The following is a 17,406-nucleotide window of genomic DNA, read 5'->3' as shown; positions in this document are numbered from 1 at the left end:
CGGTATGCTCATACCGCAGTTTGCAGTAGTCATGGATATAAAACAATAATTTAACGTTAAGGATGATCATGAAAAAAAGTAACCTTTTACGCAGTGCTTGCGCTATCGCTGTCTCTCTATCTCTCGCTCCTATCGCCTTTGTTGCACAAGCTGCTGATGCTGGTGCCGATTCAAAAGTGGAACGAATTGAAGTGACGGGTTCTCGTATTAAACGGACTGATATTGAAGGACCTTCACCAGTACAATCGTTGAATAAAGACGATATTGCTAATATGGGTTTTGACAACCTACAACAATTATTAGAACGTATGCCTGCCAACGGTTCAGGTGCATTCTCTACTCGTGGAAACAGTCAAGATTCTACCGCTAACGGTGGTGCATCAATCAGTTTACGTGGCTTGGGCCCTGATGCGACTTTGGTTCTTATCAATGGTCGCCGTGTTGGAGCAAGTGCATTTGCTGAAGGAATTTCAAATTCGTTTGTTGATATCAACAATATCCCGGTATCGGCGATTGAACGTATCGATATTCTTAAAGACGGTGCTTCAGCCATTTATGGTTCTGATGCAATTGCAGGTGTGGTCAATATTGTCTTAAGAAAAGATATTGAAGGTATTGAGCTTAACTTGGGTTATGGCGATGACAATGGCACTGGTTATGATGAAACTACAGCCAGCCTAGTATGGGGCATAAAAGCTGACAAAGGCAGTGCATCAATTATCCTTGATTACTTTACCAATGGCACCTTGTCTGCAGAAGACATGGGCCGCTTTGGCACTGCAAACCAGTCACCTTATGGCGGTGAAGATTACCGTTCATCACGCGGCTTCCCTGGTTATTTCTATGTCAATGGCGTGAAAACCATTGATCCAGATTGTCCTGCTGATAGCGCAACATCGAGTGGGAGTTGTCTATTTGATTACGGTCCATATAACTTAACCATTCCAGCAGCTGAGCGTGTTGGTGCTATTGGCCAGTTTGATTATATGTTAGGTGAAGACTTAACTGCATTTTTAGAGTTATCTGTACAGCACAACACTTCTGAGGCAGGCGGTGCACCAACGCCATTGGATGAAGATGCAGGCTTGACAGTTCCTGGTACTCATCCAAATAATCCTTTTGGACAAGATATTGAGATTGGTCGCTATCGTACAGTTGATGCTGGTGCACGTCGTTGGGATATCGAGTCAGATACCATGCGTATTGTTGCCGGTCTTCGTGGCGTTATCAATGATTGGGACTGGGAAGTATCAGCTCAACGTGGCCGCAGTGAATCGACTCAAACAGGTGACCGCTCACAAGGTTGGGTAAGAACCGATTATTTACAAGCCGAAATTGATGCGGGTAACTACAACCCGTTTGGCGGCACGATGAACTCGCCAGATGTGATTGATCGCATCACCACAAGTCTAGTAAGACAAGGTAAGTCGAGTATTACTGCTTATGACGCCAGCATTTCAGGTCAAGCCTTTACTATCGCTGATCGCGATATCATGATGGCAGCTGGTGCAGAGTATCGTGAAGAAAGTGTCAGTGACGTGCCAGATGAGCAGTTCCAGCGCGGTCTGATTTTTGGTACTGAAGCCGTCTCTGCGTTTGGCTCACGTGATCAACATGCTGTCTATGTTGAGTTTTCTATCCCTGTTGCTGATAACTTTGAGTTACAACTTGCAGGCCGTTACGACAGTTACAGTGATTTTGGTTCAACCACTAACCCAAAAGTTGCTTTCCAATGGGGCATTAGTGACGAAGTCACTGCACGTGGTTCTTGGTCTACGGGTTTCCGTGCACCATCGCTTGCGCAAATTGGCTTAGGTCCTTCTGAAAAGAGTGACTTTTTAACCGATAGCTACCGTTGTGCTGCTGATAACGTTGATTGTGAGCTACTTGACTACAACTTTGTATTTGCTGGTAACCCTGATCTTGAGGCCGAAGAGTCTGAGACTTGGAACCTGGGTATGATTTGGGCCCCAAGTCAGCAGTTTGATATTGGTTTTGATTTATTCAATATCGTCCAAGACAACAAAATTGACTCACTGCAAAACCTAGATGTTTACAACGAACACTGTGGTGATCAAAACAGCACTATTTGTTTACGAAATGCGCCTAAAGCGGGTGAAACCTTTGGTACGATTGACGTAATCAAATCAGCATTTGTCAATATTGGTTCACAAGAAGTACAAGGTGTAGATTTATCTAGCCATTATGGTCTTGAGCTAAACAGCTATGGTGATATCAAGTTTGGTTTAGAATACAGCTATTTAATCAGCTTTGAAAAAGAAGTTGATGGCAATACTGTTGATTACACTGGTGAGTACGAGTACCCACAACACCGTTGGTTAGCAACAACTAACTGGATGATGGATGACTTTGCCGCTAACGTTAACTTAAGCTATATCGGTGAGTTTGAAGACTACAACAAAACTCGTACAGTTGATGCACAGTTGTTAGTTGATATGTCTGGCTCATATCGTTTCAATGATACGGTTAAGCTATCTGTAGGTGTTAATAACGTGTTTGATGAAGAGCCATCATTTGCGATTGGCGATGGCGATGCTGATCTATATGGTTATGCAATGGGTGTACATAACCCATTAGGCCGTTATATTTATACTAAAGTCACAATGAACTTCTAATGACAACGTCATAAGATAACAAAAGCCACATTCACTTAAGGTGCAATGTGGCTTTTTTATTGTCATTATTCTCACGCTATAGGAGCTTAAATGATTACCTTATACGGAACCCAAAAAAGTCGTGCGCTGCGCGTATCTTGGCTTTTAGAAGAGTTAGGTGTTGAGTGGCAGTTTCATGCTATCGATTTTGCTAAAGGTGAAAATAAAGCAGAAGCATTTTTAGCCCTTAACCCTAGTGGTAAAATGCCTGTGATCACCGAGGGTGAGTTCGTGCTAAGCGAATCCGCGGCCATTATGCGTTATTTAGCCGAAAAATACGGACAAGGTAACTGGTTGCCAAAACTAGGTACGCAAGCGTCAGGTATTCATGAACGCTGGGTGAGTTTTGTGATTAGTGAGCTTGAACAACCACTGTGGAGTATGGGTAAACATCGCTTTGCCTTACCACAACCACTTAGATTAGAGGCCATGTTTGCCGTAGCTAAGTGGGAGTTTGATCAAGCCGCTGCTATTGCTGAAGCTTGGGTGCCAGATACTGGCTTTGTCTGTGGCGATTCACCCACCATAGCCGATATTTTATTAGCGCAAACCTTAGGCTGGGCGATGGGATTTGAGCAAACGCTTCCGCCAAAGCTGATGGCATTTCGTGATCGCTTAAAGCAACGTCCAGCTTTAGCCAATGCATTAGCTAAAACTGAAGCACTTGCCAATATCACTCAATAACGGTTATTAAAAAGGAAGCTCGAGGCTTCCTTTTAGTTATTAACGCTCAACATAGAGACATTTATAATTGAGTTGCAGCCCATTTTGCACGGCTTTCACGGCTTTCGCTCATGCCGTTATCTGCACGATAAGCTTTATAGGCTTCAGCATCTAGTGCGACTAAGCTTACATCCACTTCAAGCACGAGTTTACATTCTTTTTTAATCCGCCACGCAGCGGCATTGTACAATTCAGTTAATGGCAAAGAGCTTAAAAATTCTGGATTGTATTGGGTGTAGAGCGCTTGTGTCGGATACACCACAAACGCCAACCGACGCTTAGGTTCTTTTTTAAATAACTCTTCAATACCATCAGAAGTGTTAAGCACCTGCATTTCGATAATATCATCGATTTCTAACAGCTTTTTCTGCGCTGGAATTGGTGCTTCTTTCTCGCCTGATTCCCACAACAACACATCTTCATTACTGGCGTTAGTGATGCTAGCAACTTGTTCTGTTGTTAAGCCGAAAGATTGACGTAAACATTGGATTTCAATTGCATTTAAACCGCTATTTTTAGACATGGACGTTCTCGTATTAAGGATTTATTTAGGTATTTATATTTCGACGTAAATTAGCCGCAATTGGATTTAATTAATGCGTTTTATCGATTAAGCCACACATCTTCGGCCCAATGCCAAAACGATTCCCAAACCTTATCGCTAAATCGGCCTTTTTTCCAAAACAACACTTGGCTTTCTTCATCAATACAATAAAAGCTATCACCGATTTGGCAAATGGCAATTTGCTCTCTGGGTAGCCCAATAGACCAAGCATAGCAGGCGACTTCAGGTAAGTAGGTATGTGAGGATGGATCGGCAGCGGTAACGGGTTCAAGCGTGCCATAAATAACATCACTACCATAAAGTAAGTATTCTTTTAGATCCTTGGGTAAACCAATTAAGATCTGTTCTTCAACCTCTACAAGTTGCTCAAACGTCGGTAGTTCTAGCGGTACCGGTACGGTTTCACTTAATTCTTGTAGTTGTTCAATAATGTCATTCATCGCATCGTCCAGCAGATCGTATTGTAATGGGCGCGAGTATAGCAGATGTGATTGTTGCGGATCTTGTTTGGCAAAAAAAAAGCGCTCATATGAGCGCTAAAAGGGTGGAAACTTGGATGATGAGAAAAGGCTTAGGGCGGTGTAAGTTGTTCATCAAAAGGATAGTTATCAGTGTTTATGCAACTTGTCGTTGTGAACTATATAAACTTTGACGTTTATAACTTAACCAGGCTTTATGGTATTGCTTGTGCGAGTCTTGACGAAGCTTGGCTATCATTGCTTGTTCTATGTCATTTAAGTGTCTAGATGTGGCTTTAGCTTGGGATTCTATTTGTTGGATTTGCTCATAAACATAATGCTCTGGGCCACTTTTGATTTGGGCAATATCATTTAAGTGAAACTGTACTTCAACTACCATTTGGCTCTCGGGCAATTTCACCAATACATTTAAGTCACGATAGCCCGACACTTTTGGATGTGCAAAACGGTTTTTTAATTGCACTATTTCGGTATGTTGACGCAGTTGCTGGTAGCTTAATAGCAAGCTTTTAACGTCATCGGCCACCACACTTGCCCTTGCTATATCTGTCAGTTGACTGGCGTCGCCATTGAACTTTGCTTGTACTTTTTGAGCCGCACGCTGATAACTTTTAGTGGCAGGAGTAATGATGTCGGTGTTGCTTGATTGACTGATCATCTTGAGTAGACTGATAAGTTCTTGTTGCGCCACTGGTGCTCGACTCATTAAAGCGTGCAAGTTATCAGTGTCTTGTAAAACAAGCTCATTATTGTGCTCATGGAGCGCCATTAGCTGCTCAATATCGTTAGCTGATTTTTGACTAAAATCGGAAGGCGGAGCTAACTTGTTATATTTAACCTCGTTAGGCTGAGCAATAGCACCACGAGTAGACAATAAAATTAAGAATATAAAAAAGGTACGAAACAACTTATTCATTGAATAGCTTCCCACATAGTGTCTGTTAATCCAATGTACCGCTTTTTCACTGAATAGGGGCTGAATGAACAAGGTTTAATAAAAAAGGGCATCGAATGATGCCCTTTTGAGAGGAATTGTGACCTTAGTCAATGTTCACAGCGACTTAAATTACCAAATTTTTACGCGACTTTCTGGCGCGATATACATCTTGTCGCCTTGTTTCACGTCATAAGTGCTGTAGAACTCAGGCATGTTAGATAACGCACCTAATGCACGGAAATGGCCAGGTGAATGCGGATCAGTTGCAACGCGGTTACGCATTGCTTCTTCTTTCATTTTTACCCGCCAAATTTGGGTGAAGCCCATGAAGAAACGTTGATCGCCTGTTAAGCCATCAATAACTGGTGCTTCTTTACCGTCAAGTGACATTTTGTAAGCTTTATAGGCGATAGTCACACCTGATAAGTCACCAATGTTCTCGCCTAATGTTAGGCTGCCATTGACGTGTAGGTCGTCAAACACTTGATAACCATTGTACTGAGCGATTAATGCATTGCCTTTTGACTCGAATGCTTTTAAGTCAGCTTCGGTCCACCAGTCACGCATGTTGCCTTCGCCATCAAATTTAGCACCTTGGTCATCAAAACCATGGCCCATTTCGTGGCCAATCACCGCACCAATGCCGCCGTAGTTAACCGCATCATCAGCTTCTAAGTTGAAGAATGGCGGTTGTAAAATCGCAGCAGGGAACACGATTTCGTTCATGGTTGGGTTGTAGTAGGCGTTAACCGTTTGTGGGGTCATGTGCCATTCGTCTTTATCAATCGGCTGACCTAATTTAGCGATATCTTTGTTGTGTTGAACTATCGCAGCACGTTTAGCGTTACCGACTAAATCATCTGCTTTGATGGTTAATTTGCTGTAATCATCCCACTTGTTTGGGTAGCCAATTTTAGGGTTAAACTTAGCTAATTTGTCTTTTGCTGCAACCTTAGTATCAGCGCTCATCCAATCTAATGAATCAATGCTTGAACTATAAGCGCCACGAAGATTTTCAACTAGTTGCTCCATGCGGGTTTTAGCTTCTGGTGCAAAGTGACGTTTTACATACACTTTACCAACCACTTCGCCCAGTGTGTCACTCACAGTGCTGACGCCACGCTTCCAACGAGGTTCTTGTTCTTCTTGACCGTTTAAGGTTTTAGAGAAAAAGGCAAAGTTCTCGTTATCTAATGCTTGAGATAAATTGCTGGCATTATGAGTTAATGCCATCCAAGTCATGTAGTTTTTCCAAGTATCAAGGTCGTTATTTTTAATTACCTCGTTTAAGCCTTGGATATAACTTGGTTGGTTGATAATGATATCAGTTTGCTTGTCGCCGCCAAGCGCAGCTAAATAACCATCCCAGTTAATTTCTGAGGCCAATTCTGGCAGATTCTTAACTTGGTATAGATTGTATGTTTTAGTGCTGTCGCGCGTTTCAACAACGTCCCAATGCTTTTCTGCAATTTGAGTTTCCAGTGCAAGAATGGCTTCAGCGTTGGCTTTTGCATTTGGTAAGCCAGCAAGGTTGTACATTTTTTCAATGTGCTCAACGTAGGCTTTACGGATATTGACGAAGCGTTCTTCTTGATTAAAGTAGTAATCTTTTTCTGGCAGGCTTAAACCATATTGCCAAATATGTGTGGCATAACGGCTTGAGTCTTTAGCATCAATTTCAATATAGAATGCTAAAGGTGTACCACCACCGTTTGCTTGATTTTCACCAAAAAAGGCGGTTAATTCTTTTTTATCTTTCAGGGCTGCAATTTTATCTAAATCAGCTTGGATTGGCGCAATACCTAATTTATCAAGCGTTTCAACATCCATGAATGAGCGATATAAATCAGCCACTTTCTGTTCATCTGTGCCATCGGCTAGATTTGGGGTCGCGCTTAAATCTTCAATGATGGCTTTAACATCATCACGTGCGTTCTCACGTAAGTCGTAAAAAGCACCAATACTAGTACGGTCGCCAGGGATTTCTGCTTTGTTCATCCATGCGCCGTTAACATACATGTAGAAATCGTCTTGGGGGCGCACTGACTTGTCGATGTTATCAAACGTGATACCAGACGTAAGTGCTTTTTCTACTGCAGCAGCAGTCGCCGTTTTTGCTACATCTGCAGCAGGCGTAACGACTGTCTTGTCATTACTACAAGCACTTAAGCCCGCAATTAACGAGGCGCATAGACCGCCAATAACCAATTTTCTCATGTTGTTTCCTTTGCTTTATTTGTAGAGCCCTTCATTGGGGCATTGCAATCAGTGTCACTTAATCCAGCAATAACCCCTTTATCCAAAGGGAAAAGCTATTACTTTTATTATAAATTGTATGTTACGGCCTTATCCGCCTATAAAACAAGCCGCATAGGTGCATTTTTAAGGGGTTTTTTGTGACTATATGTAACTAAAAATGACTGTTGTAGTGAAAAATATCGGTGATTGATTTCTATTTAGGTGTGTAAGCAGCATAATAGTACCAATATTTTTTGATTGAGTAATCATTGTGCGTTTAGACAAATTTATCTGTGAAAGTACCGAACTGACCCGGTCATTAGCCAAGAGAGCCTTGCATCGTGGTGATGTTACCTGTGATGGTGTCGTGGTCAAAAACTCAGGTTTTAAAGTACTACCACAAATGGCAGTGCATTTAGATGGCACGTTAATTAGCATCATTGGTGAACGTTACATCATGTTAAACAAACCGGTAGACACCATTTGTTCAACCATTGATGAGGAATATCCATCGGTATTAAGTTTAATTGATATTGAAAAAATGGACACCTTACATATTGCCGGTAGATTAGATGTCGACACCACTGGATTAGTGTTAATCACCAGCGATGGACAATGGTCGCACAAAATCACTTCACCGAAGAAAGATTGTGGTAAACGCTACTTAGTTGAATTAGCCGAACCTATTGATGCCAGTTTGATCCTAGTCTTTGCTGATGGGGTTGAACTGCGTAATGAAGATGGACTGACTAAGCCTGCTTTGCTCGATATTATTGACCCAACTCATGTGCGATTGACGATTAGCGAAGGTAAGTACCATCAAGTGAAACGCATGTTTGCCGCGGTGGGTAATAGAGTGGTTAATTTACATCGTGAAGCGGTTGGTGCTATCGAGTTAAATGCTGACTTAGCCGCAGGTGAATGGCGCTTTTTAACCGCTGCAGAAGTCAAGTCTGTGTAGTTATCATTTGAATATATAAAAATGCCCGGTTGTCACCATATGATGATTACCGGGCCTTTTTTTATCTGCTCATGGCAAAGCACTTTCTACTCAAATACAAAATCAATTGCGAGGGAATCGTCTTTTATAAGCATCGCTTACCTCGAGCTAATGTTGTCTACACTTATTGAGTTAGACTGATTTTGCCACTAATGGTATTGATATTCACTTGGCCTGCACCTGTTAGAGTTTTGAATTGCAAGGTTTTGCTCGGTGAGTACTTTTGTTTTAGCGGTTTGTCATCGGTTAATTGATTATTAATTTTGCCACCAGGGCCGCCATCAATCATAAAACTGCTGTTAGGTATAGCCGTAAAGGTTAGTGCCATATCTCCACTTATGGTTTCGAGTTGGGCTTTGTTTAACTCTCCCCCGAGAGTCAATTTTGCATCACCACTGATCGTAACAACATTCAACTCAGTGACTTTATTAACTGTGACGCTGATGTCACCAGAGACTTGATCGACAGTTAACTGTGTAAAAGCACTTTGACTTTTTAGTTCGCCACTGACTAAGCGCAGTTCAGCTTCGCCCTGACTATTGTTGTCTGTGATATCGCCTGAAACGGTTTCGAGGTTAATTTTTCCGGCTAACTCAGAGGTATTAATATTGCCTGACACTGTGGTGAGTTTAGTATTACCGCTAAGTTGTTTAGCGGTAATACTTCCGCTAACAACGGCTAATGATATCTGGCCATCAAGTTGCGCTAATTGATAACTTGCAGACACTCCCTCTGCATCTAAGCCAAGCTGTTTCGGAAGGTAAATGGTCAGTTGTGATCCTTGTTGATTACTGCCCTGATAACTACGAGGTAATTTATCTTCGACAATCACGCTATTGCCGTTAACCTCAAATAATAAGCCTTGGCTTAATTCATCAAGTTCACCTTTGATCTGAATGCTATTTTTGTCCCAACTAACCAGCTCAACATTACCTCGTTGTATTTTAACGCTGACCGAAGGGTTATCAGTGACAGTTAATTGTTGGTCAACGGTTTCTTTGGCCATTGACATAAAACTGATACCGATTAACGGCACGATTAACACGTATTTAGCCATGTTCATATTGTATTTCCTTGTGATGCTTGCTTGGATATAAATGGCAGTTTTTGACCTTGCTGTAATAGGTTGATTTGGCGTTGCATGATCCAGCGCCATAGTTGCCACATTTGTTGATTAGTCGGTTGTTGCTTCAATGCTGCTTGTACTTGTTTTGAGGCGGTATCCAGCTCGGCTAGTGCTTGGCTAATATCAGCTTGCAGTTGTTGTGGTGCATCAGTTGATGATAGTTGCCAACTCACTGTGTATTGATTTTGATTAAAAGCTTGTAATTGGCTTTGATGAGTTAAGGCTATTTGATCAACCAGCTCAGCTAATGTTGCTTCTGTTTGGGTTGAGGGTATTGCTAGGCTGACCTCGGTATTCACAGTGGATTGTGGCATGGTTGCCGTTAGTGCAGCCGTTTGTGGCAATAATGAACTCTCATCCGGGCGTTGCCACATCAGCAAGGCCAATAAAGAAAAAATCGTAATACTCGCGGCAATAAGCCAGTAGCGCTGCAGATTTTTTTGTGGATATTGAGGACCTAACTGCAATGCTATCGCTGGCCACAAATCGCTTGTCGACTCTATTTCTAAAGGTAATGACTTGACTAGGTTATCGAGGTCTTGCGCTGACTTATTCATGCAAGCATCTCCTGTAATAATTGTTTGGCATTATGGAACTGGGCTTTGCTGGTTCCTTCGGCAATATTGAGCAGGGCGGCGATTTCTTTATGTTGGTAGCCTTCAACAGCACACAATACAAACACGATTCGAGTACGTTGCGGTAACTTGGCGATGCATTTATCTAATAGATGATAATCATCAAACGTCACCGAGGGGATATTGGATGGGTCAAGTTGTTCTGTCGGTAAATAACGTCGCCACCATGATTGTTGTGCCTTTAGCTCGTTAATGGCTTGGTGGACACATAAGCGATGTAACCAGGTAGTAAATTGGCTATCGCCTCTAAATTGATCCAATTTATGCCATAAACGAATAAAACAAATTTGAGTAATATCATCAGCTAAGCTTGTTTGGCCACTGAGACGAAAACAGATGGCGTAAACACGTTGATGGTGTCGCCGATATAGTTGTTCGAATGCCTGTTGACAACCCAAAGTCGCAATGGCAACTAATTGATTATCGTCAAGTGCCTCTAGATGGTTCAAGGGCTCTGAAATTGGCTGATTAATATTGTGCATCCTTAATGTTGCAATGTTTTCATTATCATTGTGTGGTTATTTGACAGACGCAAGTAGGTAAAAGGTTTAGAGAGGAAAAAAATAAATCATCTGAGCATCATATTAAGGCGGTTTTGTTGAAGGGGAAGTCTCGGATGTTTAATCCGTTGGTCATCATTAAAACTTTCATTACTTTAACGGCTTATGTGTTTGTATTGAGGTTTAGTCACGCATAGCGTTGATTGTTAATTGAGTCAGGACGTAATGCATATTAGATAACACTACAGTTGATGTTCCTGGTGCCGATAAATAGACGCCAGCAAATAATATCTAACTTTATTAGCATCTGATCTTTTATCCACTATATTTATTAAGCACTTTAATAACAATAATTATCCTCTAGGTGGTCAATATATGTTTATCCGTTCAAAACTTATTATCAGTGCAATGGTGTCGTTGACTGCAATAGTGTCCATGTTTGGCTTACAGCGTTACACCGCTTCTGTTCAAACCGATTTATCGATGGCGTCGAAAAATATTATTGAGGTACAAAAGCAAATCCTAGAACTTCGTAAAGACGAAAAAGATTTCTTTGCTCGCTTAGATATGAAATATGTGGCCAACCACAAAAAAATCATCACAAATGTATTCGCATTAATTAAACAAGTTGATGACTCATTACAATCACGAAGTATAGACACTCAACATTTAGATAATTTAGAGCAAAGCTTAACCCAATACCAAAATGTATTTAGTAACATTGTAGAGTTACAAACAGAAATAGGCCTAACCCCAACGTCGGGACTGTATGGACAGTTACGAGAAGCCGTTCATAACGTAGAGCAAGAACTTGCTTTAAATAGCCAAGATTCGATTACGGTTATCATGCTGCAGTTACGTCGAAATGAAAAAGATTTTATGCTGCGTCGTGATATGAAGTATGTCAAAACCTTTGATGAAAATATTGATAAATTTGTGCAGACACTTTCAAGTTCTAGTTTGAGCAGTGAACTCGTTCAACAGCTGGAACAGAAAATTAAACAGTACCAAGGTGACTTTAAACTTCTAGTGGCCAAAGAGCAGCAATTTGGCTTAAAGGAAACCGAAGGGAAAATGGATGACCTGCGTCAAATTATTCAAACAACAGAAGATAATACTCGTCAACTTAATCAGCAAGCCAATGCATATATTGCCGATGCCGAATATCAAAGTATGGTGTTATCTATTATTATCTTTTTAATTATCACCGTAGTACTCGTCGTTGTTACCTTAATGATTATCCGCAGTATTATGGTGCCAGTAGATAATATTACTGCTGTGATTTCGACCATTGAAAAAAATAAAGATTTATCTCTGCGCTGTGATGAATCTGGTCAAGATGAGTTAGCACGGGTGTCGCATCATTTTAACCGTATGTTGCTTTCTTTTCAGGAACTGATTGAGCAAGTTAATGAGTCTGTTGATGCGATGAACGTGTCATGCCATGAATTATCTGACAATGCTTCTTTGGCATCGGAAGGGGTGTTACGCCAACTAAATGAGACCGATATGGTTGCGACGGCGATTACTGAAATGGGCGCGACCATTGACGAAATTGCTAAAAATACTGAATTGGCGGCCACTAAAGCCAGTCAAACTCATGATAATGCTCAATCGGGCCAACAGGGCGTGGAGCTCACCGTACAAAAAATTACCCTGTTAGCGAAACAACTGGTGGATTCTGCCGCGGTGGTTACCGAACTTGAAAAAGACAGTGTAACAATTGGCAGTGTACTTGATGTGATCCGTGGGATTGCCGATCAAACTAACTTATTGGCATTAAACGCGGCAATCGAAGCGGCAAGAGCGGGTGAACAAGGCCGAGGTTTTGCTGTTGTCGCAGATGAGGTTCGCTCTTTAGCGATGCGGACACAATCTTCAACTGAAGAAATCAGCAGTATTATTTCAATTTTGCAATCTCGTACTCACTCCATTGTTAGTCTTATGCAAGAGAGTCAACAGCAAGGGCGTGAGAGTGCCGAACAGGCTGAAATTGCTGGCCAAGTGTTACGTCAAATTACCGATGACGTAACTAATATCATGGACATGAGTACCCAAATTGCTGCCGCGATTGAGGAGCAAAGTATGGTTGCTGCTGAAGTCGGTAAAAACGTGGTAATTATTCGCGATATTGCAGATGAATCTTCACATGCTGCAGAAGAAAATGCCGCAGCATCGGAAGATGTAAGAATCCGCGCTAAAGCCTTAAAAGAAGCGGTAAGCCAATTTAGCGTATAGTGTTGCTATGGTCATTAACAGATAAGATGATCGATAAATAAAAATGGCCTAGCATTTCTGCTAGGCCATTTTTTTATGCTCTTGCTAAACATTCAAGTTAATCAAGCGAATGGTTTAGTTGTTACAGTGTGATGGTATTAACACCATCTGGGGTGCCAACCAGCAATACATCGGCGCCGCGATTAGCAAATAATCCATTGGTGACGACACCAACGATGGCATTGATTTTAGTTTCCATCACTTTAGGATCGAGAATTTGCATGTTGTACACATCTAAAATCACGTTGCCGTTATCGGTTACAACACCTTGACGGTAGACCGGATCGCCGCCTAATTTAACTAATTCACGCGCCACATAAGATCGCGCCATAGGGATCACTTCTACTGGCAACGGAAAATCGCCGAGTATAGGCACTTGCTTGGTATTATCCACAATACAAATAAACTTTTTTGCTACAGCAGCGACAATTTTTTCGCGAGTTAAGGCTGCACCGCCACCTTTAATCATGTCCATGCGGTCATTAATTTCATCTGCGCCATCAACATAGACATCAATCAAATCAACACTGTTTAAATCAAATACTTCAATGCCCAGTTCGATGAGTTTTTTTGTCGACGCTTCTGAACTCGATACCGCCCCTTCAATATCATCTTTCATCGTTGCCAGTGCATCAATAAAGTGGTTGACGGTAGATCCGGTACCCACACCAACGATAGTGCCTTGTTTGACATACTGTAGTGCTGCCCAACCTGCTGCTTTTTTCATTTCATCTTGTGTCATAGCAATATTCTCCATTGTAACAATCAAAAAGTGGGATTTAACAATTGAGGCGATTATAACGCAAATTACTCAAGCACCGTTTGTTGCGCATCATAAAAATCAGCATTTTTAAATGCTGAAAGCACTCGTATGTTAATGTCACTCATAAACTTTTTCTCTAACCTTACGTCCATCACATACGCTTTGACTGTGATGGTTTGTAGAAAGTGGCCAAACTCGTGCTCGTTACCTAAGATGACAATAATAGGTTTATTTAAAAAGGTATAAGGTGAGCATTGAGTCGCTTCTCTGGCAAGGGCAATGGCTTTTTGGTGATCAGCATTCATTGGAATTGTAAATTTCACCACCACCATTTCATCTAAGGCGCCACTATTTGAATTGGGTATTGCTGTTCTCAATGCTTCGGCATTGGGGATCATGACAGTGTCATCATTAAAGGTGCGTATCCAAGTCACGCTCCATTCCAGTTTAATGACTTCACCATAATGGCCCGATAAGCTCACCATATCGCCGACCCTATAAGGTGGATTGATCATCATAATCAATCCGGCAATCATATTTTTAGCCGGTTCTTGCGTGGCTAAACCGATCACGATACTAATCGAACCCACTACTGCGAGGATTAAATTTTCGTGCGGTTCGATAATGCCAACAATCGAATAAACGATAACGCATAGCCACACAAATAAACGCATAAAAGGATATGAGCGATTCCATATTAAGCGGTATTTAGGCAAGGCTTTATTGAGTTGCTTTAAGCAAAATTGCAGTAACACCAGTAGCAGCCATGCCATGATGCAAAGCACTAAAATACTAATGATTCGATCAAAGGAAATAATGTCTAAAAATGCTTTTAATGCTTTACGTGAATCGTCCATTTTCACCTCGTTTAATTAAACAGCTTATTGTTGTTGACCAAGTGGGTGGCGATAATTTTGCTTAATGTTGGAGTGATAAAATAGAAATGCTGAGCAAAATCCTGTTGCGAATATTGGGCAATAATCAGCCCTTGGCGAGCTAGGTACTCTAATTGCAAGCTGCTTTGTTCAATACTAAGAGTAAAAATATGCGCATGGGTATTGACTCGTAATCCGCCATGAATATAAATTTCCGCCAATGAAAATAGGTCACTATCATGGCATTGCTGTAATGCTGATGCGTTAATACAACAAATCTCAATACCGCTATTTGAGCTTTTATCTGAGCTAATATCAACCTGATGAGCGAGTGAATACTGCAATAATAGTGTGGCTAATTGAGGGTGTCCTTGGCTGACAGTGAATAGCTGTTTGAGTTGTTCTTTGTAAGGGTTGGTAATATCAACTTGATCTTTTTTGCTGTCTTTATAGGCCTCTTTTGTCGGCATAACATCCTTGCTGATTAAGCCTAAATCAAGCAGGTGTTTTGTTTGAATCGCGGCTAATTCAGTTTCACTGAAATAATCAAGCTCAATAATATGCTTAACAACATGATGAATTTGGTACTGTGCGCTTAATCGTTGCCATGCAAATTTTTCACAGCTTATGATCCAACAGTGATGTTTACGAGTTTGCATTATGATAGTGGCAAAGGTGACTAAAGCTTGATTGTTGCCTATCATTCGTAACATCAGTTTGTGCATAGCATCAATCAGAATCAGCTGAGGTGGCTGCTTGTTTATAGTAGCTATGGTCTCGGTGATGGTGTCCGGTGGCACAATGCCAAAACAATAACATATATCAGCAATGGCATCATTTTCATTCATTGGCGCTTGGTAAAAACTCATTAGTAGCCATTGAGATGGAAGTGGTTTTGCCTTAGTTTTCGGGACATCTTTTGCGTCTTGAGCAGCAATAGTTTGCAGTAAAGGCAGCAGCTGAGCTAAAAAAGAAGAACCTCCGGCACCACCAGGAGAGACAATGGCACTGATTTCACCATGGTGATTACGCCATTGATCAATTACATCAGATATTTGGCTAAGCTGTTTTTTCCGACCGACAAAATCGTCACAGGTATGATGCTGTTGGTCTAACATCACTTGAGTGATTGGGCCTCTATGAGCTTGAAGCGGACATTGATTCGCTATCGTCTTCAGCGATATTCGTCCTTTCTCAGCATCATCATTCTCTGTTTTAACAGTGTCTTTAGAGGTGAATAAGCTATTAAGCCATGGGTTTAAGCGGCTAAAAAAATGCAAGTTAATGTCCATTTATACTCTCTTTTTGAACGACTTTTTAATCTTAGCATGAAGCCAACAAAAGCGGTATTTGTGCTGAAGTTGATCTTGTTATACACCTCAACACTGCATATCTCTTTGGCTATTTTTGGGGGCGAGGGCTGCATTTTGTTATCGATTTACCGTGCCAGATTTAGCTCGCCAGATGTTATATATGGCTTAATGGATATCTTTGGGACTTGAACTACAAAAAATCCACTAAAATCTTACTAAAAGTGATTATTTATCTATTGTAGGCCTAATTCTTTATCGTATACTCAATGAACATCGTTACGTTTATTTTTCAAGTGAGAGTTATGAAACTCCGTCATTTTTTTGCCTGCATTTTATTGTGTTCAAATACCGTAATTAGCCAGTCGGTAGCTGCTGAACCTGTGTCTCAAAAACAATTATTACAAGAACTAGCATCTAACAGCGCCATGTTAGTCGACTTAAAAACCAATGAAGTGCTGTACTCCAGTAATCCGCACCAAGCATTACCTATAGCGTCGGTTACTAAATTGATGACAGCCATGGTGACCCTAGATGCAAAATTACCTTTAGATGAAAAAATTTCAGTGAAAATTAGCGACTCGCCTGTGATGCGTAATGTCTACTCTCGGGTGCGTTTAGGCAGTGAAGTGAGCCGTGAAACTATGTTGTTAATGACACTAATGTCATCTGAAAATCGAGCTGCAACCTCGCTTGCTCATCATTATCCTGGTGGGTATAAGGCGTTTATTCGTGCTATGAACGATAAAGCAACGGCATTAGGGATGACGCAAACCCATTACGTTGAACCTACCGGGTTATCGGCAGAGAACGTATCGAGTGCTAACGATCTTATTTTACTACTCAAAGCCAGCCAGCAATATCCGTTATTAGGTAAGCTAAGTTCAACTAATAAAAAGCATATTATTTTTCAACATCCGCGTTATGCTCTGGATTTTCAAAATACCAATAAATTAGTTTTTAAAGATAACTGGAATATTGCCCTAACTAAAACCGGTTACACTAATAAAGCGGGCCATTGCTTGGTCATGTTAACCGAAATGGATAAGCGTAAAGTGGCATTTGTTGTATTAGATTCGTTTGGTAAATACACCCATATGGCCGATGCTAATCGCCTTAAAAAATGGCTAGAAACAGGCCGGACAACGCCGATCCCGGCTTCGGCTAAAGCCTATAAAAAGCAACGTCAAATGGCCTTAACTGCTTCAGACAGCTAATTAGGCCCATTTTTATGCCTTACCTTTTCATCGGTAGAGGTTATTAAATTTGCTTTGCGCAAGCTTAAACCTGTAAATATTATTTA

The 17,406-nt window shown here is 41.2% G+C and carries 15 protein-coding genes; 5 read left to right on the top strand and 10 right to left on the bottom strand.

What is annotated here, in order from left to right; translation table 11 throughout:
• The first annotated feature begins 68 nt into the window (after window positions 1-68).
• Window positions 69-2,636, top strand: coding sequence for a TonB-dependent receptor (locus ACED29_RS08630; RefSeq protein WP_124015571.1), 2,568 nt, complete (start codon window positions 69-71; stop codon window positions 2,634-2,636).
• Window positions 2,637-2,726: 90 nt separating this feature from the next.
• A complete protein-coding gene (locus ACED29_RS08625; protein WP_371697475.1) occupies window positions 2,727-3,359 on the top strand; it encodes a glutathione S-transferase family protein in 633 nt (210 codons plus the stop codon).
• Between the two features lie 61 nt (window positions 3,360-3,420).
• On the opposite strand, the gene ACED29_RS08620 is transcribed toward ACED29_RS08625, so the two are convergent.
• The 4 genes from ACED29_RS08620 to ACED29_RS08605 form a co-directional block, all read right to left on the bottom strand.
• Window positions 3,421-3,921, bottom strand: a complete 501-nt coding sequence (locus ACED29_RS08620) for a DUF4447 family protein (RefSeq protein WP_124015573.1) — start codon at window positions 3,919-3,921, stop codon at window positions 3,421-3,423.
• An 80-nt stretch (window positions 3,922-4,001) separates the two neighbouring features.
• The gene (locus ACED29_RS08615; protein WP_124015574.1) at window positions 4,002-4,403 is read right to left on the bottom strand and encodes an SMI1/KNR4 family protein; all 402 of its coding nucleotides are present in this window, start codon (window positions 4,401-4,403) and stop codon (window positions 4,002-4,004) included.
• A gap of 175 nt (window positions 4,404-4,578) precedes the next feature.
• Window positions 4,579-5,358 (bottom strand): RelA/SpoT domain-containing protein, encoded by a 780-nt coding sequence (locus ACED29_RS08610; RefSeq protein WP_124015575.1) that lies wholly within the window; start codon window positions 5,356-5,358, stop codon window positions 4,579-4,581.
• A gap of 150 nt (window positions 5,359-5,508) precedes the next feature.
• The gene (locus ACED29_RS08605) at window positions 5,509-7,596 is read right to left on the bottom strand and encodes a M13 family metallopeptidase (protein WP_124015576.1); all 2,088 of its coding nucleotides are present in this window, start codon (window positions 7,594-7,596) and stop codon (window positions 5,509-5,511) included.
• Between the two features lie 292 nt (window positions 7,597-7,888).
• Between ACED29_RS08605 and rsuA the strand changes: the two genes are divergently transcribed.
• Window positions 7,889-8,578: a 16S rRNA pseudouridine(516) synthase RsuA gene (gene rsuA / locus ACED29_RS08600; RefSeq protein ID WP_371697474.1), complete on the top strand. Its 690-nt coding sequence runs from the start codon at window positions 7,889-7,891 to the stop codon at window positions 8,576-8,578.
• Between the two features lie 163 nt (window positions 8,579-8,741).
• Here rsuA and ACED29_RS08595 read toward each other — a convergent pair whose 3' ends face one another.
• From ACED29_RS08595 to ACED29_RS08585, 3 genes are read right to left on the bottom strand one after another with little or no spacing between them, the layout of a single operon-like run.
• Window positions 8,742-9,680, bottom strand: a complete 939-nt coding sequence (locus ACED29_RS08595) for a DUF4097 domain-containing protein (protein WP_371697473.1) — start codon at window positions 9,678-9,680, stop codon at window positions 8,742-8,744.
• Complete coding sequence (locus ACED29_RS08590) at window positions 9,677-10,300, bottom strand: hypothetical protein (protein ID WP_371697472.1); 624 nt, start codon at window positions 10,298-10,300, stop codon at window positions 9,677-9,679. Before ACED29_RS08590 ends, ACED29_RS08595 begins: the two co-directional genes overlap by 4 nt.
• A complete protein-coding gene (locus ACED29_RS08585) occupies window positions 10,297-10,860 on the bottom strand; it encodes an RNA polymerase sigma factor (RefSeq protein ID WP_124015580.1) in 564 nt (187 codons plus the stop codon). Before ACED29_RS08585 ends, ACED29_RS08590 begins: the two co-directional genes overlap by 4 nt.
• A gap of 393 nt (window positions 10,861-11,253) precedes the next feature.
• On the opposite strand from ACED29_RS08585, the gene ACED29_RS08580 reads away from it, so the two are divergent.
• Window positions 11,254-13,116: a methyl-accepting chemotaxis protein gene (locus tag ACED29_RS08580; protein WP_371697471.1), complete on the top strand. Its 1,863-nt coding sequence runs from the start codon at window positions 11,254-11,256 to the stop codon at window positions 13,114-13,116.
• A 121-nt stretch (window positions 13,117-13,237) separates the two neighbouring features.
• Here the strand turns inward: ACED29_RS08580 and rpiA are convergent, their stop codons facing one another.
• From rpiA to ACED29_RS08565, 3 genes are all read right to left on the bottom strand, one after another.
• Window positions 13,238-13,897 (bottom strand): ribose-5-phosphate isomerase RpiA, encoded by a 660-nt coding sequence (gene rpiA / locus ACED29_RS08575; RefSeq protein WP_182697480.1) that lies wholly within the window; start codon window positions 13,895-13,897, stop codon window positions 13,238-13,240.
• Window positions 13,898-13,962: 65 nt separating this feature from the next.
• Complete coding sequence (locus ACED29_RS08570) at window positions 13,963-14,775, bottom strand: mechanosensitive ion channel family protein (protein WP_371697470.1); 813 nt, start codon at window positions 14,773-14,775, stop codon at window positions 13,963-13,965.
• Window positions 14,776-14,786: 11 nt separating this feature from the next.
• Complete coding sequence (locus ACED29_RS08565) at window positions 14,787-16,085, bottom strand: hypothetical protein (protein WP_371697469.1); 1,299 nt, start codon at window positions 16,083-16,085, stop codon at window positions 14,787-14,789.
• A gap of 323 nt (window positions 16,086-16,408) precedes the next feature.
• Between ACED29_RS08565 and pbpG the strand changes: the two genes are divergently transcribed.
• Window positions 16,409-17,320, top strand: a complete 912-nt coding sequence (pbpG, locus tag ACED29_RS08560) for a D-alanyl-D-alanine endopeptidase (protein ID WP_371697468.1) — start codon at window positions 16,409-16,411, stop codon at window positions 17,318-17,320.
• Window positions 17,321-17,406 lie beyond the last annotated feature (86 nt).

It is taken from the genome of Shewanella sp. 5S214 (assembly GCF_041439795.1).
GTDB lineage: Bacteria > Pseudomonadota > Gammaproteobacteria > Enterobacterales > Shewanellaceae > Shewanella > Shewanella vesiculosa.
The sequence above is the reverse complement of the archived record's forward strand: the minus strand, read 5'-3'. Positions and strand labels throughout refer to the sequence as shown.

What these genes read in the sequence shown, in the direction of transcription:
- ACED29_RS08630 (WP_124015571.1), top strand. Translation starts at nt 69, where the DNA reads ATGAAAAAAAGTAACCTTTTACGCAGTGCTTGCGCTATCGCTGTCTCT.
- ACED29_RS08625 (WP_371697475.1), top strand. Translation starts at nt 2,727, where the DNA reads ATGATTACCTTATACGGAACCCAAAAAAGTCGTGCGCTGCGCGTATCT.
- ACED29_RS08620 (WP_124015573.1), bottom strand. Translation starts at nt 3,921, where the DNA reads ATGTCTAAAAATAGCGGTTTAAATGCAATTGAAATCCAATGTTTACGT.
- ACED29_RS08615 (WP_124015574.1), bottom strand. Translation starts at nt 4,403, where the DNA reads ATGAATGACATTATTGAACAACTACAAGAATTAAGTGAAACCGTACCG.
- ACED29_RS08610 (WP_124015575.1), bottom strand. Translation starts at nt 5,358, where the DNA reads ATGAATAAGTTGTTTCGTACCTTTTTTATATTCTTAATTTTATTGTCT.
- ACED29_RS08605 (WP_124015576.1), bottom strand. Translation starts at nt 7,596, where the DNA reads ATGAGAAAATTGGTTATTGGCGGTCTATGCGCCTCGTTAATTGCGGGC.
- ACED29_RS08595 (WP_371697473.1), bottom strand. Translation starts at nt 9,680, where the DNA reads ATGAACATGGCTAAATACGTGTTAATCGTGCCGTTAATCGGTATCAGT.
- ACED29_RS08590 (WP_371697472.1), bottom strand. Translation starts at nt 10,300, where the DNA reads ATGAATAAGTCAGCGCAAGACCTCGATAACCTAGTCAAGTCATTACCT.
- ACED29_RS08585 (WP_124015580.1), bottom strand. Translation starts at nt 10,860, where the DNA reads ATGCACAATATTAATCAGCCAATTTCAGAGCCCTTGAACCATCTAGAG.
- ACED29_RS08580 (WP_371697471.1), top strand. Translation starts at nt 11,254, where the DNA reads ATGTTTATCCGTTCAAAACTTATTATCAGTGCAATGGTGTCGTTGACT.
- rpiA (WP_182697480.1), bottom strand. Translation starts at nt 13,897, where the DNA reads ATGACACAAGATGAAATGAAAAAAGCAGCAGGTTGGGCAGCACTACAG.
- ACED29_RS08570 (WP_371697470.1), bottom strand. Translation starts at nt 14,775, where the DNA reads ATGGACGATTCACGTAAAGCATTAAAAGCATTTTTAGACATTATTTCC.
- ACED29_RS08565 (WP_371697469.1), bottom strand. Translation starts at nt 16,085, where the DNA reads ATGGACATTAACTTGCATTTTTTTAGCCGCTTAAACCCATGGCTTAAT.
- pbpG (WP_371697468.1), top strand. Translation starts at nt 16,409, where the DNA reads ATGAAACTCCGTCATTTTTTTGCCTGCATTTTATTGTGTTCAAATACC.